Consider the following 21,562-nt stretch of genomic DNA (forward strand, 5'->3'; position numbering starts at 1 on the left):
AAAAGCAATCCATGCTACAACGTCTTACATAAAATAAAAAAAACGCCTTACTTCCGTTGAAGTAAGGCGTTTTACTATAACTAAATTGGTAGATTTAATTCAATTTAAACATGATCTGTTGGCGTTCTAATTCTTCTAACAGATCCGCGCTAATTGTAATACGGCTATTTCGACTAGACATCTCAATGCGGTTCACAATTCTAAATTCTTCTCTTTTATCTTCTAATTCAAAAGAAGCTCCTTCTCCATCTTCCATATCATCCAACATTTCTCCTTCTTCATTCAGTGCCACATTGATGACTGGCATTGGTTTGCTCTCTTCTTCCAATTCTACTTTCTCCACTTCAAAAATATCAAAGAAAACCTGTTTATCTCCCATATATTTATCTAGCGTAGCCTTGATTTCATTGAGTTTATTTTCGCTCAACTCCTTAATGTTCATTTGCACGACTAATTGTTTTGCAAAAGCAGGAATCACCTCATGTAATAATTTCATCTCCATAAACTGTAAACGAGGTTCACCACGTTCACCCGTATCCTTGCGAATCCATCCTTCATTCACTTGCACGCGAACAAATACAAAAGTATTTGTCAATAAGAAATGCCTAAATTTCAAGAAGTCCTCATTAAACAAACGGAATTCAAAAGACTCGTCATATCCTTCAATAGTAAAGGCCGCCCAATCTTTTCCTTTTGCTGACGTTCGAAACTGAACATCGCTAATCATTCCGCCAAAACTAACAACACGTCCTGTAAAGTTTTCCAAACGAACCAATTCCTCTACTCGAACATTACAGAAATTTTTCAACTCAAAACGGAAATCATCCAAAGGATGCCCAGAAATATAAATTCCAACGACTTCTTTTTCTTTCGCTAGTTTTTCCATGGTGCTCCACTCTTCACAAGCAGGCAACATCGGTTCTGGAATCTGTACTTCACTACTATCCCCAAATAAACTTACCTGTGCGGAGTTCTCACTTTCTTGTGTTTTTGCTCCATACTTGATGGCTTTTTCCAAGAAGGTATTTGGATCTGATGGATCCGTATAGAAATATTGCGCACGATGTGTATTCTCAAAACAGTCAAAACCACCAGCCAAGGCTAAGTTTTCGAATGCCTTTTTATTTGCAGCTCTCAAGTCAATTTTCTTCGCTAAATCGAAAATCGAACGATAACGAGCATTGCTTCGATTATCGACAATCGTTTTCACCGCTCCTTGTCCAACTCCTTTAACTGCTCCCATTCCAAATCGAATCGCATATTCATCGTTTACCGTGAATTTATAAAACGATTCATTTACATCTGGTCCTAATACGTGAAGCCCCATGCGTTTACATTCTTCCATGAAGAACGTTACTTGCTTGATGTCATTCATATTATTCGATAGTACAGCAGCCATGTATTCTGCAGGATAATGAGCTTTCAAATAAGCCGTTTGATACGCAATCCAAGCATAACAAGTCGAGTGCGATTTATTGAAGGCGTACGAAGCAAATGCTTCCCAGTCTTTCCAAATCTTTTCTAGCACTACAGGGTCATGTCCTTTTTTTGCCGCTTGCTCCACAAATTGAGGCTTCATTTTATCCAGTACATCTTTCTGTTTTTTACCCATAGCCTTACGCAAAACGTCAGCCTCACCTTTGGTAAAGTCAGCTAATTTTTGCGACAAAAGCATTACCTGCTCTTGGTATACGGTAATTCCATAGGTCTCTTGTAAGTATTCTTCACAAGCATCTAAATCGTATACAATGGGTTCTTCCCCATTTTTACGGCGAATAAACGAAGGAATATACTCCAAAGGCCCTGGACGATATAGGGCATTCATGGCGATTAAATCCGCAAATACTGTCGGTTTTAATTCGCGCATGTATTTCTGCATTCCCGCGGACTCGTATTGGAATACTCCAATCGTTTCTCCACGCTGGAATAATTCATACGTCTTTTCATCATCAATCGGAATCAAGTCGGGATCAATTTCAATTCCCGTTCTATACTTCACTAACTTGATGGTATCTTTAATAAGGGTTAAGGTTTTCAACCCCAAGAAGTCCATTTTCAACAACCCTGCACTCTCTGCCACGGAGTTATCAAACTGCGTCACATATAAGTCCGAATCTTTCGCTACGGTTACAGGCACGAACTTGGTAATATCATCTGGTGTAATAATTACCCCACAGGCATGAATACCTGTGTTTCGCATGGATCCTTCTAATATCTTTGCTTGCTGAATCGTTTCTGCGGCCAAAGAATCTTCTTTAGCCAATGCAATCAGCTCTTTTACTTTATCAAACTCCTCACTTCTCAATACGCCTTTAATTGCATCTTCTCCTTCCGATAAGAAACGAGCTAAATTCCATTTGGAAGGCATCATCCCCGGAATCAACTTCGCAATACGATCGGCCTCAAACAAAGGCAAATCCAATACACGAGCTGTATCTCGGATTGCAGACTTGGTTGCCATCTTACCATAGGTAATAATTTGCGCTACTTGATTGGAACCATATTTATTAATTACATAATCCATTACCTTACTACGACCTTCATCATCAAAGTCAATATCAATATCGGGCATGGATACACGATCAGGGTTCAAGAAACGCTCAAAAAGCAAGTCGTACTCAATCGGATCTAAGTTGGTAATCCCTAAGCAATAAGCTACAGCAGATCCAGCAGCAGATCCACGACCAGGCCCAACAGAAACTCCCATTTGACGAGCTGCGGCAATAAAATCCTGTACAATTAAGAAGTACCCTGGATATCCCGTACGCTCAATGGTCGCCAATTCAAAGTCTAAACGCTCGCGTATTTCCTCTGTTACTTCAGGATAACGGCGTTTAGCCCCTTCATAGGTTAAATATTTTAAGTAGTTGTTTTCTCCTCTTTTTCCAGATCCATCCCCTTCTAAATCTCGAGCATCTTGAAACTCTTCAGGAATATCAAATTTAGGAAGTAATACATCGCGGTGTAAAACAAAAGGTTCAACTTTATCGACAATTTCTTGTATGTTGTAAATTGCTTCAGGTACATCCTCAAACAATTTTTTCATTTCGTCTTCTGATTTGAAATAGTACTCTTGGTTGGGTAATCCATAACGGTACCCACGTCCTCTTCCAATCGGTGTACTTTGTTTTTCACCATCTTTCACACACAACAAAATATCGTGTGCATTGGCATCTTTTTTATCTAAATAATAGGCGTTATTTGTCGCTACCATTTTGATATTGTGTTTGCGAGCTAGTTCAATTAACACTTGGTTCACGCGATTTTCATCTTCTTGACCGTGACGCATTAATTCAACATATAAGTCTTCGCCAAATTGTTCTTTCCACCACAGTAACGCTTCTTCAGCTTGACGCTCTCCAACGTTCAATATCTTTCCAGGTATTTCTCCAAATAAGTTACCCGTCAATACGATGACATCTTCTTTGTATTGTTCTACAACCTGCTTGTCAATACGCGGCACGTAGTAGAATCCATCGGTATACGCAATAGAGGCCATTTTAGCCAAATTATGGTATCCCTTTTTATTTTTAGCCAAGAGTACCACTTGATACCCGTTGTCTTTTTTCGTTCGATCGAGGTGATTTTCATTGATGAAGAATTCACATCCCACAATAGGCGTAAGCAAAGGCAAAGCCTCTTCCCCATTTTCCAATCGCGCTTTATTCTGTGCTTCAATTCCTTTGTTATGGTTATTGACCGCCATAACAAAGTGAAACGCTCCCATCATATTTCCGTGGTCTGTCATTGCGATGGCAGACAAATTCATTTCTCCTGCTTTTTTAACTAGATTGGGAATCCCAATTGTCGATTGCAATACGGAGAACTGTGTATGCACGTGTAAATGTGCAAATCGAGCGTTTTGAAACTGTTGGCGTTCTTCTGTAGAAATTGCTTCAGTAGCACTTCCTTGTAATTTCGCCAGACGCGCTCTGATTTCATCAGATGCTTTCTTTAGGTTAATGTGTTTTAATCCTACTGGCTGAAAAGGCTGTGGATTGAAAGCGGTATAACGTTGAATATACGTTTCATCACATTGCAATTCATCCTTTGAAAACGTTTCGCGTTTAATCAATTCAAGAAAACAACGCGTTGTTGCTTCCACGTCGGCTGTTGCATTATGCGCTTCTGCGAAAGCTTCTCCAAATAGATAGGTGTGTAATTCCGTTAGGGTAGGCAATTTATATCGTCCTCCGCGTCCACCAGGTAGCTTCAACATTTCTGCCGTAACCTCTGTACAGGTGTCTAATACTGCCATGGTTGTCAATTGGCTATCCACCCCCATACGGTAGAATTCACATCCCATAATATTCACGTCGAAACCAATGTTTTGACCCACAATAAAACGAGCTTTTGAAAGCGCAATATTGAATTTGGCTAATGCTTCTTCTAAGTCAATTCCTTGTTCTTCTGCTAATTCTGTAGAAATTCCGTGAATACGCTCTGAATCATAAGGAATATTAAACCCTTTCGGCTTGATTAGGTAATCTTGATGTTCAACAAGTCGTCCCATATCGTCATGTAACTGCCACGCGATCTGTACACATCGCGGCCAATTATCCGTATCCGTTAAGGGAGCCGACCAACTCTTCGGAAGCCCAGTAGTTTCCGTATCAAAAATTAAATACATACTTGATTTATAGAATATTAACCCAAAAACAGGGAGATTTGTAACAATTTCAAAGGTACAAAAAAAGCTGCTTAGTTAATAAGCAGCTTTTCTCAATATCGATATTTTCACAAATCTTTATTCTCCTTTTCCTAGTGGAATTCTAAAGAATACTCCACCGTCGAATGTTTTTCTATCTACATAACGCTTGATTACTTTGTTTTTATCATCCAACTCGTTATCTGGTAAAATACTCGCATTCATGTTAATTACAAATGTTCCAGAAATAGTTCCTGGCACTTGTTTATCAGCAGGATCTAAGATAATATATCCTGGGCGATTCACTGGTTTATTTGTAATAACGCTCAATGCATCCGTAGAATACATTGAAGCTGTATTTTTATAATCATCATATACGATATAATCGGCTTTGATATTATCTGTTGCGTTAAATTCATATTTTGCCCCAAATTCATAATCTGGTAAATAGATTCTCAAAGTAGTTGAATCCGTTTTAGCTTCTATGTTCAACGTTTTCTCATTCACTACAAATGCTTTAAACGTTTGTGGTTTGTATTCCGTATAATGACTATAGGGATTACCATTTATTCTCGTTGAATCTGTGATTGCATCAAGAGTCATTGATGCATACATTCCTGGATCTGAAAATTTAACATCACTTTCACATGCCATGAATCCCAAAACTAACGCGAACATTCCTATTATCTTTCTCATATTATACTAATCTATTAGTGATATATATACATCGCAAAAATATATTTTTTATTGTTCATAAAAAAATTTTTTTAATAAAACTTTAACTTTGAAAAAGAACTTATTTTTCCGTTTCCTTAAAATAAAATTTCAATGCTGCTTCATGTACCACTGAGAATTAATTTCTATTGAGAAAAATACAATTTTTATATCTTATAACTGCTTTTCTATTTAGATTTTTTTAATTGGATGCTTTTTCTTTCCCTTTCTACTTATTCCTACCCTAACTTCAACTAATCTCCCAAAAACAAATAATACTTCTATTTTTATTCTTAGAAACAAATGCTGTAAAATAAAGATAATTAAAATTCACATTTGCCAATATACTTTGTTTTAACTTTATTTGCTTTTTTTTAACAAAAAGAATTATGAAGAAACCTTTACTTCTCCTTTGCCTTATTGCAAGCATGTTAACGATAAACAGTTGTAATTCAACTGATGATAATGATGGCCCACCAGCAACAAAAGAAGCCTTGAAAAAAAAATTACAAGGTCGATGGGAACGCTACAAAGTTGTAAATATATACACCCAGCAAGAACTAAGTGTTGAGGAATACGATTTTAATTCACTTTTTTTTCTTGATTTTGGTACCCTAAATACCATTTTTTTTAAATGGGACACGGGTATATATAACGAAGAACATCCCATTGAATCAGGTCGTTACACTATTTGGACTTCTGGTTCATTTTATATCAATCCAAAAGATTCAAAAGAAGAAGAAGAAATTCAATATATAATTGTGAAAATAACGAAAAATAATCTTGTTCTTTATAGAAGTCCAAATGAAACAGGCATTGCAGAACACTTTAAACGTGTCAAATAATTTCTTTTTTCTTGCATTGCGTCGTTGATTCACATCAAAAAGACCTCATCATTTTGAGTTATCAGCGGTAATTCACTTAGAATCAAGGAGATTAAAAGACATATTTTTCCACCTAAATACGGTGTTGCATTAAAAAAGTTAGTATCTTTGCGCAAATTTTTAACCGAGGTCGGGTACCTCAAACAAAACAAATTATTATGTCTGTAAAAATTAGATTACAAAGACACGGTAAAAAAGGAAAACCTTTTTACTGGGTAGTAGCTGCTGATTCACGCGCTAAAAGAGATGGTAAATACTTAGAGAAAATCGGTACTTACAATCCTAACACTAACCCTGCAACTGTTGAAATCAATGTTGATTCAGCTGTTAAATGGTTATTCAACGGTGCACAACCAACGGATACTGCTAGAACATTACTTTCTTACAAAGGTGCTTTATTGAAACACCACTTACAAGGTGGAGTGAACAAAGGTGCTTTAACTCAAGAACAAGCAGATGCTAAATTCACTGCTTGGTTAGAAGAGAAAGCAAACAAAATCAACGCTAAAAAAGATGGTTTAACATCTTCTAAAGCGAATGAGAAAGCTCAAAAGCTTGCTGCTGAAAAAGAAGCAAACGCTAAACGTGCTGCTGCTCAAGTTGCTAAAGTTGCTGCTGAATCTGCACCTGCAGAAACAGAAGAAGTAGCTGAAGAAAACAACGAAGAAACTCAAGCATAATTTCTGAGCGATATGCGTAAACAAGATTGTTTCTATTTAGGCAAAGTCGCAAAAAAATTTAGCTTCAAAGGGGAAGTTTTGGTCTATTTAGATACAGATGAACCTGAGTTATACGAAAATTTGGAATCAGTGTTCGTTGACTTTAACGGACAACTGGTTCCTTTTTTTATTGAAGCCGCTTTTTTGCACAAAAATGATTTCTTAAGAGTCAAATTTGAAGACTGCCAATCCGAAGAGGATGCAGACCGTATTATTGGTTCGGAATTATATTTGCCCTTAAATTTATTACCTCCATTGAAAGGGAATAAATTCTATTATCACGAAGTGGAAGGTTTTGAAGTAATTGATACAACCCTAGGTTCTGTTGGAACTTTAATCCGTATTAATGACAGCAACTACCAAGTCCTATTCGAAATTGATCACAACGGAACTCAAATCTTAGTTCCAATGATTGACCAATTCATCGAACAAGTTGATCGCGAAAACAAAAAATTAATCCTTCATATTCCTGCTGGTTTAGTAGATTTATATTTAGATAATTAATTTTTAACGTTGATAATTTAAAAAAAACGCCAAGAGGTTTCCTCTTGGCGTTTTTTTTAGTTGAGGAGGTGATGAGACGATGAGGAGGTGAGGCGATGAGATACCTCACCAAACTCACCAATCTCACCAAACTCACCAATCTCACCAATCACACCCTCTATCTCATGGGCTTATATTTGTTTTCGTATTCGATGAATCTACACTGCGTTCCGATTTCACCTCCCCAAAAAAACAATTCCGCATTTTCACAAAAAATTCTCTATTTTTAATAGAAAAAAAGATGAAGATCAGTGCTATAAGTAAAACAACCATCAATCTAGGCGAAGACATTCGAGCCAAAGATATTAGGAAAGGGATTTTTGAGCTCATTCAGCGAGATTACCCTGCTATTACCAAGGAGGATTTTATCACGTTAAGTGAACTCAACCGATACAGACGTTTGTATCTAACCGAATTAATGATGCAGGAAAAAGGCGAATTGGCTCTGTTGGATCGGGATGTCATGAATGCGATACAGAACAATGCAATCTTATCTGAGAATATCCAAGATGATATCGAAACGAAGTTAACACTTGGCCAGAAGATTGCAGACAAGGTGGCTGCTTTTGGGGGTAGTTGGACTTTTATCATCACCTTCTTTACCTTCCTCATTATTTGGATGGCTATTAATATCTGGGTGTTTACCGCCAAGCCGTTTGATCCTTATCCTTTTATTTTACTCAACCTAATTCTGTCTTGCTTAGCTGCTATTCAAGCACCTATTATCATGATGAGCCAGAATAGACAGGAACAAAAAGACCGCCAACGAGGGGAACACGATTATAAAATCAACCTCAAAGCGGAATTGGAAATCAAATTACTCAGTGAAAAAATAGATCATTTATTAGTTCACCAAAATAAAAAGTTACTAGACATTCAAGAAGTTCAAGTGGATTATTTAGAAGATTTAATGAAGGAAATTAAAAAGAGTAAATAGGCTTTTTTGTTTCTTCGCTTTTTTGTTTTTTTGCGCATTTCTAGGTTTAAAGAAAGTCCTTCTCATTTTTAGAAAAAACATCAACAACCAACAACAATCATAAATCAATAAAAATGATCCCACTAGAAGCTTTAGGAACCCGTATCTGCATTATTGGCAATAGTGCTGCTGGAAAATCGACTTTAGCGCAACACCTAGCGAATCACCTCAACATAGCCGTTTGTCATTTAGATCAACTTGCGCATGTCCCTCATACCAATTGGCAACCGAGGGATCGTGAACTCATGCGATTGGACCATCATTTTTTTTTAATTCAGCACGAATCATGGGTGATAGAAGGAAATTACAGCTATTTAATGCCTGAACGATTTCAACAAGCAACAACTATCATTTGGTTGGATTTCTCGCGTTGGGGATCAGCGTATCGCTTTATCAAACGGAGTATTCAAAACAACGAGAACCGAGCTGGTAACCTTGAAGGAGCACGCCAACAATTCAACTTTAAAATGCTCAAACACATTTTATTTACCGTTCCCAAGAACAAAGTCAAATACCAGCAATTAATCGAAGCAAGTGGTGTTCCTTGTATTCGAATTCAATCGTTTAAAGCTTTGCTGGATTTTTATAAAAAAATGGAGTTATATACGAAGTAATTCCAAAACCCTACTCTTCCCCCTACCTACTATTGAAGAGAAGAAAAATATATCCTTTTCTCTTCTTTTACTCTTATTTTCGTGTATCTTCCTTCGACAATCCTTGGACAATGCTAGGAGTTTCCTTGGAAAAAAGGCCTTTTTGTCGAAGGAAACTCCAACCAAACTCCAACCAAACTCCAAGAAAGCTAGTATCAATCATGGATTGAAACAAGTAGTCTTTCGTACATTCAAATTACATCTTTTCGCGATTTGAAGCAATAGTATAAAACTTGGGAATCATAATTTTACGTTCTATCTCTTACTTTCAAAAAATATCAAAATGCAAACAAAAAAACACATTATATTTATAGCCAATAATCAACCTAACTAATCTATGTTATTTCCTAAAGCTAAAAAAATAGCAAAACAGCAGAACTGGTTTGCAACAAACCAGCTTGTGTTTGGTTTATATAAAAAATACCTCTTTCAAATTGGCGACGCTAGTTTACTAACAACACCATCTTCTAAGTTCGTTATTTCTGATATAACTTTAATTTCAGAGGAACAACGTAACATGGTTGAACAAACACTAACAGCAAATAAAAAGGCTTTGAAATTTTCAACTTATGCCTTTCAAAATAACACAATTGTATTCACTTTCAACGAACATCTAGCTTTAACTAAAATAACAACAATCTACGCCCTCCTCGATTTCTTAACCGATTTATATACGCGTATTGATTTGCCTATTTCCAATTATTGTCAAAACTGTAAAGAAACCAGTCCTATTAACTTCTACAATTTAAATGAAAAGGGCATTCAGCTCTGTTCTCTTTGTACGAGTGATTTTAAAAAGCGATTCTATCGCCATGAAAGTGATGAAAGAAGAATGAATTCAACGTATAGCAAAGGAGTTATTGGAGCATTACTATTTTCTATTCCAGGAATTATAATGTGGATTATTGTTGCTTGTTACTTTAATACGATCTATTCCGCTTTAGCATTAGTACTAGCTGTATTAGGCTATTTAGGCTATATTAAATTCAACGGAAAAAAAGGTTCAAAAACATTATTTGTCCTATCTATAACGAATTTTACAACGGTTATCCTTGCAAATCTCATTGTCTTTTTAATAGAACTAAATTCCGCAGGTTACTCCTTAAGTGAATCTTTTCATGCCTTATTATCAAAAGAACTCTTCATAGAATATACGCGTTTGCCTTTATTTCTATCCACCATCTTTTGTATTGTAGCCACATTATTTTTGGTAGGTTTAGTAAAAAAAGGTCCAAGTATCACGCCAGCCGTTAAAATTAAAGGCTAATTTCACACTATTGGTCGAAATGCTACTGTACGATGCAGTAGCATTTGCATACTTCCTAATCCGTTCCCTCCAACATAAATAAATCTTCAACAGTTACCTCGAAATAGCGCGCCAATTTTAATGCTAACACGGTTGACGGCACATACTTATTTTTCTCCATTGCATTAATGGTTTGTCTAGTTACTGAAATAATAGTAGCTAACTCTTCTTGTGTTACATTTTTTATTGCACGATGTATCTTTAGTGTATTCTTCATGATTTATTTTTTATGGAGCAGTAATAAATAGTGAAAACGGAAAATAAACAAAATCAACATAGTAAACATATTGTAAATCATAACATAAAAAAATTCCATTCCATAGATCAATACAAAGGTAAAAAACAATAAAATGTAATTAATAAGAAAGGCCCATTGAAAAGATTGTAAACGCAATTTGGCTATAAATTCATCTTCGATTCTTTCCTTTGAAAACACAACGAGTAATCCACCTATTAAAAATAAACTTCCGACTAAGGTTGAAGTAATATTTGCTCTAATAACAGTAAAAAAAGCGGCATCATCTGTCAAAAAATAACTTCCTGCAACAGTAAATACAGGGGTTTCCAGAAAAGACAATTCATCTTGACCTGTTAATGTCAAATAGAGCCATAGTAGCGTACTGCAAGTCAAAATAACCCAGCCTACTTTCTTGTAGCTGTAGGGTAATAAAAATTTTGTGTCCATCGTTTTTTGATTATAAGGTTCAATCAAATGTAATAAAAACTTTTCATTATGTATGAAATTCTTTACATTTTGATTAGTATTTTTTACATTATAAAAATAGACCAACTAACTATAAGGAAGCTAAATATCTTCAAAAAGCAGGCGCTTAAAGGAAGATCAACACTAGAACACCTGCATTTTTTTGTACTTTTGCCGTTCAAAATTATACATATCCCTATGTTTCAATTCAAACAATTCACGATAGAACAAGATAAATGTGCCATGAAAGTAGGTACAGATGGCGTGCTTTTAGGTGCTTGGACCCCCGTTGACCATTATCCTACAAAGATATTAGACATTGGTACAGGTACAGGATTAATCGCTTTGATGCTTGCACAACGCACCGATGCAGAACAAATTGATGCGGTTGAAATTGATGCGGATGCCCATGAACAAGCCATTGAAAATTTTGAAAATAGCCCTTGGGGCGATCGTTTATTCTGTTACCATGCGGGTTTAGAAGATTTTGCCAATGGTATGGATGAGGAATATGATTTAATTGTTTCCAATCCTCCTTTTTATAGTGAAGATTACCGTACCCAAGACGAGAAAAGAGACCAAGCGCGTTTTCAAGACTCACTTCCCTTTGATTTACTCATGGAGGCTGTTGAATACTTTTTATCCGAAAAGGGAGTATTTAGTATCATCGTTCCTGCTAAAGAAGAAGAACGCATCATGTACCTCGCTGCCGAGTTTGACATCTACCCGCTACAGGTTACACGTGTAAAAGGAACGCCTACTAGTGAGATTAAACGCAGTTTACTTGCCTTTTCCAGAACACGCATAGAGAAAATTCCTCTAAATGAACTGGTAATTGAAGAAAAAAGACACTGTTACACCCCTGAATTCACCACCCTTGTTCAGAATTTTTATCTAAAATTATAGTATTTCAAGTTTTTATAACTGCTATTCAAAATATTTTACAGAAATTTGCTCTACAATCAATCCAAAAAAGGAAGCTGAAAAAATAATCTTTTTTACATTGATTCAGTAAAAAAACCAAACCATGATTTTAAAAGTTAACCAAATGATGATGCCTATGAATATGAACATGATGATGTTCATATCTCGTCATGGCCGAAAGTCAGCAAGTTAACCTCTTTTGTAATAGGATAAATTAGTTGAAGTCTCATCGGTCTGCCGGTGGGGCTTTTTTTTATTTCATTTTTTCCATTCTTTAATACTAATCTTATGAGCAATTTTCATTTTTCAACCCAAGCTTTACACGCTGGACATCAAGTAAATCAAACCGCAGGATCGAGAGCCGTTCCTATTTACCAAACTTCTTCGTATGTATTTGACAATGCAGATCATGCAGCAGGAGCTTTTAATCTATCCATTCCTGCGTTTATCTATACCCGATTAAACAATCCAACCAATGATATCTTAGAGCAGCGCTTAGCTGCACTTGAGGGCGGAATCGGCGCAGTCGTAACCGCTTCAGGTGCTTCGGCAATTAGCACAACCCTATTAACCTTATTAAAAGCAGGAGATCACCTTGTGGCATCGAATAGTTTATACGGAGGGACGTATAATTTACTCAATGTTACATTACCTCGATTGGGCATTCACACGACGTTTGTCGATCCAACTGACTTGGCGAATTTCAGTCAGAATATCCAACAAAACACCAAAGCTATTTTTGTTGAGAGTCTCGGTAATCCCAAGTTAGATGTAATTGATCTAAAAGGTGTTGCTCAAATTGCTCAAGCCCATCATATTCCTTTTATTGTGGACAATACTGTCCCTTCTCCTGCTTTACTCAGACCCATTGAACACGGAGCAAATATTGTAATTCACTCCCTAACTAAATATATTTCAGGCAATGGTACGGCCTTAGGTGGTGCTATCATTGATGCCGGTACTTTCGATTGGAGCAATGGAAAGTTTCCGGAATTCACTGAGCCCGCAGCCGGTTACCATGGGTTATTTTACCATGAAGCCCTTGGAAAAGCAGCCTTTATTGGCAAGATACGTTTAGAGGGTTTACGCGATTTAGGAGCAGCTTTGAGTCCCTTTAATGCTTTTCAAATTATCCAAGGCTTAGAAACCTTAGCTATACGTTTAAAAAAACACAGCGAAAATGCATTAGCCCTAGCGGAATGGCTAAGCAAACAAGATGCAGTTGCATGGGTAAATTACCCTGGGTTATCCTCAAGTCCGTATCACAAACTCGCTCAAATTTACTTACCTGAAGGGCAAAGTGGGGTTATCACATTTGGGTTGAAAAAAGGATTTGAAGCGGCTAAGACAGTAGCCAATGACACACAGCTTTTTTCTTTAGTCGCGAATATAGGAGATACAAAATCACTTATCATTCACCCTGCTTCTACAACACACCAACAACTAACTGTACAGGAGCAAAAGGCAACGGGAGTAACGCCTGATTTAGTTCGCCTTTCTGTCGGCATTGAATCCGTAGAAGATTTACAGCAAGACTTGGCACGTGTTTTCAAAACCTTAGTATAATTATTGTTTCGCCTTTACAGTTTCATTTCATCATGCATCACTTACACACCATCCAACTTACAGCTTATCGCTTACCCGATCAAACTGCGCAAACCTTGTATTTGAACTATGAGATTTTTGGTCAACCCTTGCATCAAGCTCCCGTTATCTTGGTTAATCACGCTTTAACGGGAAATAGTACTGTCACGGGAGAGCAAGGATGGTGGAATCAAGTGATTGGTTATGATCAAGTGATTGATCTAAATCGATATACTGTTTTGGCCTTTAATATTCCAGGCAATGGTTATGGAAACAAACCGGAGCAATTACTCCTCAATTATACTGCATTTACCACGGCTGTGATTGCGGATGTATTTTGGAAGGGATTGGATTTCCTTCAAGTTCCCCAACTCTATGCGGTCATCGGTGGGAGTTTAGGCGGCAGTATTGCTTGGGAAATGGCCTTACAACGACCAGAAGCGATTCACCACTTGATTCCCATTGCGACCAATGTACAAGCCTCAGATTGGTTGATTGGTCAGGTTGTTGTACAAGAAGCCATTCTCAATCACTCCAAACATCCGTTAGAAGATGCGCGCAAGCACGCCATGCTGCTCTATCGAACGCCTGAATCGATCAATCAGAAATTTACTCGAGAGCAGCAAAGCATGGATCAAATTCACCCCGTTGAACAATGGCTGACCTATCATGGTCATGCCTTACAAAAGCGCTTCCAATTGGCTGCTTATCAACTGATGAATCACTTGCTCCAAACTATCGGTAAAGCGTTGACGGAAGAACAAGTCAAACAATTCGCCTTAACTACCACTGCCCAGATTACCATGATAACGGTGGACAGTGATGGGATGTTTACACAAAAAGAACAACGAGAAACCTATTGTAAATTATACGCTTATGGCGCTGATATCCAATACAAAGAGATACAATCCATACACGGTCACGATGCTTTTCTCATAGAATACCAACAGTTACAAACCTTATTACAACCTCTTTTTTAAATCTATACAATCATGAAAATTCTAAAGTTTGGAGGAAAATCACTTGCATCAGGACAAGCTTTCGACCAAGTCATTCAAATTATAAAAGATAAAACGGAACAAGACACCATTGCTGTCGTCGTTTCTGCTATTGGCGATACCACAGATGTTTTAGAAGCCATCTTAGATTTAGCTAAAAATCAAGCTGATTACCACACCCCTTTCCTTGCTTTTCAAGGGAAGTCCTATCATCAAACTATTGATTTAAAAGAGGAGTTTACGCTGTTGCAAAAATTATATGAAGGTGTTTCTTTACTTGAAGATTACAGCCTAAAAATCAAAGATTTAATCTTGGCTCAAGGGGAAGTCATTTCAAGTAAAGTACTAACCCATCACTTACTTCAACATGGCATTCACGCTGTGGCTGTTGATAGTCGTCATTTCTTTGTGACAGACTCTACTTTTGGTCAGGCTCAAGTGCAAGAACACTTATCGAAAGCAAAGACTTCCATCTACTTCAAAGGGCTCTCTCCTCAAACATTTGCTGTGGTGACAGGTTTTATTGGAGCCACAGAAAAGGGAGAAACGACAACCTTGGGCCGCAATGGCAGCAATTATTCTGCTGCCCTTCTTGCTAATTTTCTTCAAGCAGACGAATTGCAAAACTATACCCATGTTGATGGTATCTATACAGCAAATCCGGATTGGGTTAAAAATGCGCAAAAGATTGATGAGTTACATTTTGATGATGCCAACGAATTAGCACACTTTGGTGCTTCCATCCTCCATGCCAAGACGATTCTTCCGTTAGTAGAAAGCAATATTCCACTGCGTATTTTAAATACCTTAAATCCAAAAAATACAGGAACCCTTATTTCTTCACGTCCCACTGCCGCAGGAATCAAATCGATTTCCGTTCAATCTGATATTGCGTTGATTCAGCTAGAAGGACGTGGTTTATTGGGAATTGTTGGTATTGATGCGCGTATTTTTACTGCCTTGGCTCAAGCGGGTATCAGTGTGGGTATAATTTCGCAAGGATCTTCAGAACGTGGATTGGGTTTTACAGTAGAACAGAAAAAAGCCAGCCGTGCTGTCGAGGTACTACAGAAAGAATTTCAAGCGGAATTTCAAACCAAAGATGTTGACACCATTCACCTCTTACCTGAAGTGGCTATTCTGTCTATCATTGGACAAGATCTCACTACGTTTGACAAGCCGTATACAGCTTTGGTCAAAAATAAAATTACGCCCCTACTCTTTCACAATACGGTGACTGGTAAAAATATTAGTTTAGTTGTTCGTCAAGAAGATGCAAAGAAAGCTTTGCATGTTATTCACGGTCAGATTTTTGGTATAACTAAAAAAATCAATTTGGCTATTTTTGGTCACGGACTTGTGGGAGGTACATTGATTGATCAAATCTTGGCTTCTGCCACAGCTATTGCAGCTAAGAAAAATATAGCCCTTCATATTTTTGCAATCGGAAACTCCAAAAAAGTATGGTTCACTGAAACGGGAATTACAGCCAATTGGCGTCAAGAAGTAGCACAAGAAGGAGTTCCTTATACGATTGAAGAAGTGATTTCCTTTGCCAAAGAGCATCACTTAGAAAACCTCATCGCTATAGATAATACAGCTTCTCAGGCGTTTATTGAACACTATATCCCCTTGGTTCAACATGGTTTTGATTTAATATCATCCAACAAAATCGCCAATACCGTTTCTTATGACTTTTACAAGACCTTGCGAAAGGAATTAAAGGCCAATCACAAAGAGTATTTATACGAAACCAATGTAGGAGCGGGATTGCCGTTAATTGACACCATTAAACTCCTGCATCTATCTGGAGAAAATATCACAAAAATCAAAGGGATATTTTCAGGCAGTCTGAGCTATATCTTCAATCAATACTCCGTTCAAGACAAACCTTTTAGTACGGTTTTACAAGAGACGATTGCCAAAGGCTATACAGAACCCGATCCACGAGAAGACTTATCAGGCAATGATGTTGGGCGCAAATTATTAATCTTAGCACGAGAACTAGATTTACAAAATGAATTAGAAGAAATTCAAATTGAGAATCTCATTCCATTGGAATTACAATCCATGGATACACCAACTTTTCTTGCTCAATTGGAACAATTAAATCCTTATTTTGAAAAAATAAAACAGGCATTACAACCTGATACGGTGTTGCGCTATGTGGGGGAATTATCTGGTGATTTACAACAAGACAAAGGTATTTTAGAAACCAAACTAATCGCAGTTCCCCTTCATACTGCGCTGGGGCAATTACAAGGATCAGATAGTTTATTTGAAATCTATACCGAAAGTTATGGTGAAAACCCCATCATTATCCAAGGTGCAGGTGCAGGTGCATCCGTCACAGCAAGAGGGGTATTTGGTGATATTCTCCGCTTAGCAGATAAGTAAAACGAAATCTATTTATTCTTATTTTATAGTTAACCATGGAAAGCGTTTGATTCATTCCACTTTCCTGGTGGTTGTTTATTCTAAATTTCAAATGAAAATGTCCTTCGGTATGAAGGACATTTTTTCTTTCCCTTTCCTCCCTAAAACTAGTGATTTACCTCAAAATCCGTAGTTCCTTTCACAACTGTAGCTATCTTTTTTATACCTTTAATCCAGCTAAGTTGGATGTATGCTAGGCAATCAACCTCCTATAACTTAAATAAAAACGCTATGAAAAAAATAGTATTCCACACCGTAATAGGCGTAATCTTCCTACTAACACTCGCTTCTTGTGATAAGAAATATGACAGTGTAGCGGCTGAAACGGCAGATTATCTCAGTCTTGCTGATACCGATTCATCTCCTGCTAAAAATTTAGAAGCTGGGCAAACGGTTGAGCGTAAAATCATCAAAGAAGGAAGTATTCGCTTTGAAACAGCTAATGCTGCAGCAACGCGCAAACAAATTACAGCAGCCTTGGCCACTTACAAAGGATATCTTGCACAAGACCAATCCGAAACTTATGCTAGTCAATCCGTTTATACCCTCACGCTGCGCATTCCTGCTGAAAACTTTGAGAAACTACTAACAGAGATTACCACTGCAGCACAAAAAGTAGACAACCAAGATATTAAAGCGTTAGATGTTACAGAGGAATTTATTGATGTAGAATCGCGTATTCAAACAAAAAAAGAGCTAGAAAATCGCTACAAAGCTTTATTGAGTAAAGCCAATAAAGTAGAAGAAATCTTAGCGATTGAAAAAGAAATTGAAGCACTGCGTTCAGATATTGAATCCTATGAAGGACGATTGAACTACTTAAAAAGCAGTATTGCCTATAGCACCTTAACGGCTGTATTTTATGAGAAACAGACCGCAACCACAACATTTGGTTCAGAATTTTCTACCGCTATTGGAGAAGGATGGGACAACCTTGTTTCCTTTACCTTAGGTCTTTTCTATATCTGGCCGTTTATTCTAATCCTACTAGCTATTCTCTTCTTTGTGAGACGAAAAATAAAACGCAGAAAACTTCAAAATAAGTAAGATTTCTCCTTTCATTAGATTTTATATTAAAACCATATAAATCAATACATTATAAAAAAATGAGCCGATTAGTATTTTTAATCGGCTCATGACTTGCATTATTCAAATTAGGTATAGGTCTTGTACAAGTCGGTAGGTATGTCAGCCAAGAAATACATGTCCCTTACAAAAACGTCTAAAGCTACAGCAACCCGTGATTTACAAGATTTAGTGGAGAAAGGTATCTTTGCCGTAACAGGAGCAGGTCGTTCCATTCGTTACCACTTATTACTAACGTAAAATTTTTCAATCTACAGACATCTAGTTTATTTTACGAGGTTCCTTTCAATAAGGTTTCAAAATCTTCTGGGAGTTCATCATAGATGGCCAACAACTTGCCGTCAGGATTAAACAAGAAATAATGCGGTGATTTCTATTCTCGCGTAAAACAAAGGCAATTTAGCTATACTTTCACATGCAAAAATTGCACATCTATAAATATTACTTATTTTTGTTGTCACAACTGATAAACTTAAGAATATTATGAAACCAGATTTATTTCAGGCGCCAGATTACTATCTTTTAGATGATTTGCTTACAGAAGAGCATAAATTGATTCGCGATGCAGCGAGAGCATGGGTTAAAAGAGAAGTATCTCCAATTATTGAAGAATATGCTCAAAAAGCAGAATTCCCAAAACAAATTATCAGTGGATTAGCTGAAATTGGAGGATTTGGTCCTTATATTCCAACAGAATACGGAGGAGCAGGATTAGACCAAATTTCGTATGGTTTAATTATGCAAGAAATTGAAAGAGGTGATTCAGGTGTACGTTCAACATCATCTGTTCAATCTTCATTAGTAATGTATCCGATTTGGAAATACGGAAACGAAGAACAACGCAATAAATACTTACCAAAATTAGCAACTGGAGAAATGATCGGTTGTTTTGGTTTAACTGAGCCAGACCATGGTTCAAATCCATCTGGAATGATTACCAACTTCAAAGATATGGGTGATCATTATCTATTAAATGGAGCAAAAATGTGGATTTCAAATGCACCTTTCGCTGATATCGCTGTAGTTTGGGCGAAAAACGAAGAAGGTAGAATTCACGGTTTAATCGTTGAAAGAGGAATGGAAGGTTTCACAACTCCAGAAACGCACAACAAATGGTCATTAAGAGCTTCTGCAACTGGAGAGCTTATTTTTGACAACGTAAAAGTTCCAAAAGAAAACTTATTACCAAACAAATCAGGATTAGGAGCACCACTAGGATGTTTAGATTCTGCACGTTATGGAATTGCTTGGGGAGCTATTGGAGCAGCAATGGACTGTTATGATACAGCTTTGCGTTACTCAAAAGAGCGTATCCAATTTGACAAACCAATTGGAGCTACACAATTACAGCAAAAGAAATTAGCTGAGATGATCACTGAAATCACTAAAGCACAAATGTTAACTTGGCGTTTAGGTGTTTTGAGAAACGAAGGAAGAGCAACTTCAGCTCAGATTTCTATGGCAAAACGAAACAACGTAAATATGGCATTAGAAATTGCTCGTGAAGCACGTCAAATGTTAGGAGGAATGGGTATCACAGGGGAGTATTCTATTATGCGCCACATGATGAACCTTGAATCAGTTGTAACGTATGAAGGAACACACGATATCCACTTGTTAATTACAGGTATGGATGTAACGGGATTCCCAGCATTCAAGTAGTCTAGCTTATAACAAAATAGATAAACTTTATATAAAGAGCTTCTCCTTACCGAGAAGCTTTTTTATTTTTGTATAAATCTTTTAATCATTATGAATATTCAAACCGTTAATCAACTGATTACTCCAGAACGTCAAGCTTTATTAGAGCATCCATTATATCAAAAAATTACTACTGTTGCCCATTTACAAAAATTCATGGAAGGCCATGTATACGCAGTATGGGATTTTATGTCCCTGTTAAAAGCCTTACAACAAAAGCTTACGTGTACAACTACGCCTTGGTTCGCTTCTCCTTATCCACAGACGCGTTATTTAATTAACGAGATTGTCTTAGCGGAGGAATCCGATTTAGCTATGGACGGACAGCGTTTGAGTCATTTTGAAATGTATGTCGATGCAATGCGCGACGCCCAAGCAGATGTGCAAATCATGGATGCTTTTTTAGCTCAACTACAAGAGGGAAAAAGCATCGAACAAGCGATTACAGCATTAGCTGTGGATCAAGATATTAAAGACTTCTTGACTTTTACTTTTGACATCATTGCGCAAGGAAAACCGCATGAAATTGCAGCGGCATTTACTTTTGGTCGTGAAGATTTGATTCCTGAAATGTTTACTGCTATCCTAAAAGGGTTTCAACTTAACTTTCCAGAAACAGATTTGTCCAAATTAATTTATTACTTTGAGCGACACATTGAATTAGATGGCGATGAGCATGGACCCATGGCAATGCAAATGATTACGGAACTATGTGGTTCAGATGAACAAAAATGGCAAGAGGTGATTCGCGTATCCAAAGAAGCTTTAATCAAGCGATATGGCTTATGGAATGCAATCGAACGCGCGATTGAAGCAAATTAATTAATTCTATTTATAAAAACACAAGGCTATGAGTCCATTAAAAGGAAAAAATGCAATTATCACAGGTGGTGGTAGAGGATTAGGAAAGGCTACAGCACTTGCCTTTGCAAAAGAAGGAATTAACGTGGCAATCACAGGTAGAAACGAAGAACGCCTGAAACAGACGGTTGAAGAATTAACAGCATTGGGCGTAAAAGCAACGTATGCTGTATTTGATGTCGTAGATAAACCAGCCGTTCACACGGAAATTGCAAAAGTTATTGATTTCTTAGGTGGAATCGATATTTTAGTCAACAATGCAGGTATCTCTGAATTTGGAAAATTTGTAGATATGCCCGCTGATCGTTGGGAAGAAATCTTATTGACAAATGTGATGGGGGTTTACAATGTAACCCGTGAAGTATTACCGCATCTGATTCAACAAAATGAAGGAGATATCTTCAATGTGGCTTCTACAGCAGGGCTAAATGGAAATCCAACCACTTCAGCCTATTCAGCTTCTAAGTTTGCAGTTATCGGTCTATCCGAATCCCTAATGAAAGAAGTTCGCAAAAACAATATCCGCGTGTGTACCTTAACACCAAGTACCATTGCTTCAGATATGTCTATTGAACTAGGTTTAACAGATGGTAACCCAGATCATATCTTACAACCGGAGGATTTTGCAGAGCTACTGGTAGCAACTTTAAAATTACCGAGAAGAGCGATGTTGAAAACCGCTTCTTTGTGGACAACAAATCCCGTATAATATCACTAAAAAAGCTACCTCAATGAGGTAGCTTTTTTTCTTACATTTTTTTTACTTCCATGAATTGCATTTCGCAATATGTTAGTACATTTGTACCAGTTTTTATACGTTATAAAT

Annotated in this window: 19 protein-coding genes; 15 read left to right on the top strand and 4 right to left on the bottom strand. The window is 37.1% G+C overall.

What is annotated here, in order from left to right; genetic code table 11:
* Positions 1-94 precede the first annotated feature (94 nt).
* Together dnaE and M2306_RS13040 are read right to left on the bottom strand one after the other, a co-directional pair.
* Positions 95-4,630: a DNA polymerase III subunit alpha gene (gene dnaE / locus M2306_RS13035; protein ID WP_115092308.1), complete on the bottom strand. Its 4,536-nt coding sequence runs from the start codon at positions 4,628-4,630 to the stop codon at positions 95-97.
* 117 nt (positions 4,631-4,747) lie between these two features.
* A complete protein-coding gene (locus tag M2306_RS13040; RefSeq protein ID WP_115092307.1) occupies positions 4,748-5,344 on the bottom strand; it encodes a DUF6252 domain-containing protein in 597 nt (198 codons plus the stop codon).
* Positions 5,345-5,751: 407 nt separating this feature from the next.
* On the opposite strand from M2306_RS13040, the gene M2306_RS13045 reads away from it, so the two are divergent.
* The 6 genes from M2306_RS13045 (at position 5,752) to M2306_RS13070 (ending at position 10,404) form a co-directional block, all read left to right on the top strand.
* On the top strand, positions 5,752-6,207 hold the full coding sequence (locus tag M2306_RS13045) for a hypothetical protein (RefSeq protein ID WP_259187639.1): 456 nt from the start codon (positions 5,752-5,754) through the stop codon (positions 6,205-6,207).
* 197 nt (positions 6,208-6,404) lie between these two features.
* On the top strand, positions 6,405-6,926 hold the full coding sequence (locus M2306_RS13050; protein WP_002989422.1) for a 30S ribosomal protein S16: 522 nt from the start codon (positions 6,405-6,407) through the stop codon (positions 6,924-6,926).
* Between the two features lie 12 nt (positions 6,927-6,938).
* Positions 6,939-7,469 carry a ribosome maturation factor RimM gene (gene rimM, locus M2306_RS13055; protein WP_259187638.1) on the top strand — a complete coding sequence of 177 codons (531 nt, stop codon included), beginning with the start codon at positions 6,939-6,941 and terminating at the stop codon, positions 7,467-7,469.
* Between the two features lie 280 nt (positions 7,470-7,749).
* Entirely contained in the window at positions 7,750-8,445 is a 696-nt protein-coding gene (locus M2306_RS13060) for a DUF1003 domain-containing protein (RefSeq protein ID WP_115092306.1), read from the top strand.
* Between the two features lie 113 nt (positions 8,446-8,558).
* Complete coding sequence (locus M2306_RS13065) at positions 8,559-9,098, top strand: P-loop NTPase family protein (RefSeq protein WP_115092305.1); 540 nt, start codon at positions 8,559-8,561, stop codon at positions 9,096-9,098.
* A 376-nt stretch (positions 9,099-9,474) separates the two neighbouring features.
* Positions 9,475-10,404 carry a hypothetical protein gene (locus M2306_RS13070; RefSeq protein WP_115092304.1) on the top strand — a complete coding sequence of 310 codons (930 nt, stop codon included), beginning with the start codon at positions 9,475-9,477 and terminating at the stop codon, positions 10,402-10,404.
* Positions 10,405-10,459: 55 nt separating this feature from the next.
* Here the strand turns inward: M2306_RS13070 and M2306_RS13075 are convergent, their stop codons facing one another.
* Positions 10,460-10,660, bottom strand: coding sequence for a helix-turn-helix transcriptional regulator (locus M2306_RS13075; protein WP_115092303.1), 201 nt, complete (start codon positions 10,658-10,660; stop codon positions 10,460-10,462).
* 3 nt (positions 10,661-10,663) lie between these two features.
* Entirely contained in the window at positions 10,664-11,128 is a 465-nt protein-coding gene (locus tag M2306_RS13080; protein WP_115092808.1) for a hypothetical protein, read from the bottom strand.
* Positions 11,129-11,344: 216 nt separating this feature from the next.
* Between M2306_RS13080 and M2306_RS13085 the strand changes: the two genes are divergently transcribed.
* The 9 genes from M2306_RS13085 to M2306_RS13125 all read left to right on the top strand — a co-directional run bounded on the left by M2306_RS13085 (position 11,345) and on the right by M2306_RS13125 (position 21,445).
* A complete protein-coding gene (locus tag M2306_RS13085) occupies positions 11,345-12,052 on the top strand; it encodes a tRNA1(Val) (adenine(37)-N6)-methyltransferase (RefSeq protein WP_002989411.1) in 708 nt (235 codons plus the stop codon).
* A 306-nt stretch (positions 12,053-12,358) separates the two neighbouring features.
* Positions 12,359-13,636 (top strand): O-acetylhomoserine aminocarboxypropyltransferase/cysteine synthase family protein, encoded by a 1,278-nt coding sequence (locus M2306_RS13090; protein WP_259187637.1) that lies wholly within the window; start codon positions 12,359-12,361, stop codon positions 13,634-13,636.
* Positions 13,637-13,668: 32 nt separating this feature from the next.
* Positions 13,669-14,634, top strand: a complete 966-nt coding sequence (locus M2306_RS13095) for an alpha/beta fold hydrolase (RefSeq protein ID WP_259187636.1) — start codon at positions 13,669-13,671, stop codon at positions 14,632-14,634.
* Positions 14,635-14,646: 12 nt separating this feature from the next.
* Positions 14,647-17,049 carry a bifunctional aspartate kinase/homoserine dehydrogenase I gene (gene thrA / locus M2306_RS13100; protein ID WP_259187635.1) on the top strand — a complete coding sequence of 801 codons (2,403 nt, stop codon included), beginning with the start codon at positions 14,647-14,649 and terminating at the stop codon, positions 17,047-17,049.
* Positions 17,050-17,319: 270 nt separating this feature from the next.
* Positions 17,320-18,135 (top strand): DUF4349 domain-containing protein, encoded by an 816-nt coding sequence (locus tag M2306_RS13105; protein WP_259187634.1) that lies wholly within the window; start codon positions 17,320-17,322, stop codon positions 18,133-18,135.
* Positions 18,136-18,273: 138 nt separating this feature from the next.
* A complete protein-coding gene (locus M2306_RS13110; RefSeq protein WP_498882880.1) occupies positions 18,274-18,414 on the top strand; it encodes a hypothetical protein in 141 nt (46 codons plus the stop codon).
* A gap of 243 nt (positions 18,415-18,657) precedes the next feature.
* The gene (locus tag M2306_RS13115) at positions 18,658-19,836 is read left to right on the top strand and encodes an acyl-CoA dehydrogenase family protein (protein WP_115092300.1); all 1,179 of its coding nucleotides are present in this window, start codon (positions 18,658-18,660) and stop codon (positions 19,834-19,836) included.
* Positions 19,837-19,926: 90 nt separating this feature from the next.
* Positions 19,927-20,697, top strand: coding sequence for a DUF3050 domain-containing protein (locus tag M2306_RS13120; protein ID WP_115092299.1), 771 nt, complete (start codon positions 19,927-19,929; stop codon positions 20,695-20,697).
* A 28-nt stretch (positions 20,698-20,725) separates the two neighbouring features.
* Positions 20,726-21,445: a 3-ketoacyl-ACP reductase gene (locus M2306_RS13125; protein WP_002989395.1), complete on the top strand. Its 720-nt coding sequence runs from the start codon at positions 20,726-20,728 to the stop codon at positions 21,443-21,445.
* The last annotated feature ends 117 nt before the right edge of the window (positions 21,446-21,562 follow it).

The sequence above is a fragment of the Myroides gitamensis genome (assembly GCF_029894455.1).
In the GTDB taxonomy this organism is placed as follows: Bacteria; Bacteroidota; Bacteroidia; order Flavobacteriales; family Flavobacteriaceae; genus Flavobacterium; species Flavobacterium odoratum.

Coding starts and splice junctions, on each gene's coding strand:
- dnaE (WP_115092308.1), bottom strand. CDS start 4,630: ATGTATTTAATTTTTGATACGGAAACTACTGGGCTTCCGAAGAGTTGG.
- M2306_RS13095 (WP_259187636.1), top strand. CDS start 13,669: ATGCATCACTTACACACCATCCAACTTACAGCTTATCGCTTACCCGAT.
- M2306_RS13110 (WP_498882880.1), top strand. CDS start 18,274: ATGTCAGCCAAGAAATACATGTCCCTTACAAAAACGTCTAAAGCTACA.
- M2306_RS13065 (WP_115092305.1), top strand. CDS start 8,559: ATGATCCCACTAGAAGCTTTAGGAACCCGTATCTGCATTATTGGCAAT.
- M2306_RS13115 (WP_115092300.1), top strand. CDS start 18,658: ATGAAACCAGATTTATTTCAGGCGCCAGATTACTATCTTTTAGATGAT.
- M2306_RS13075 (WP_115092303.1), bottom strand. CDS start 10,660: ATGAAGAATACACTAAAGATACATCGTGCAATAAAAAATGTAACACAA.
- M2306_RS13060 (WP_115092306.1), top strand. CDS start 7,750: ATGAAGATCAGTGCTATAAGTAAAACAACCATCAATCTAGGCGAAGAC.
- thrA (WP_259187635.1), top strand. CDS start 14,647: ATGAAAATTCTAAAGTTTGGAGGAAAATCACTTGCATCAGGACAAGCT.
- M2306_RS13070 (WP_115092304.1), top strand. CDS start 9,475: ATGTTATTTCCTAAAGCTAAAAAAATAGCAAAACAGCAGAACTGGTTT.
- M2306_RS13125 (WP_002989395.1), top strand. CDS start 20,726: ATGAGTCCATTAAAAGGAAAAAATGCAATTATCACAGGTGGTGGTAGA.
- rimM (WP_259187638.1), top strand. CDS start 6,939: ATGCGTAAACAAGATTGTTTCTATTTAGGCAAAGTCGCAAAAAAATTT.
- M2306_RS13090 (WP_259187637.1), top strand. CDS start 12,359: ATGAGCAATTTTCATTTTTCAACCCAAGCTTTACACGCTGGACATCAA.
- M2306_RS13045 (WP_259187639.1), top strand. CDS start 5,752: ATGAAGAAACCTTTACTTCTCCTTTGCCTTATTGCAAGCATGTTAACG.
- M2306_RS13050 (WP_002989422.1), top strand. CDS start 6,405: ATGTCTGTAAAAATTAGATTACAAAGACACGGTAAAAAAGGAAAACCT.
- M2306_RS13120 (WP_115092299.1), top strand. CDS start 19,927: ATGAATATTCAAACCGTTAATCAACTGATTACTCCAGAACGTCAAGCT.
- M2306_RS13105 (WP_259187634.1), top strand. CDS start 17,320: ATGAAAAAAATAGTATTCCACACCGTAATAGGCGTAATCTTCCTACTA.
- M2306_RS13040 (WP_115092307.1), bottom strand. CDS start 5,344: ATGAGAAAGATAATAGGAATGTTCGCGTTAGTTTTGGGATTCATGGCA.
- M2306_RS13085 (WP_002989411.1), top strand. CDS start 11,345: ATGTTTCAATTCAAACAATTCACGATAGAACAAGATAAATGTGCCATG.
- M2306_RS13080 (WP_115092808.1), bottom strand. CDS start 11,128: ATGGACACAAAATTTTTATTACCCTACAGCTACAAGAAAGTAGGCTGG.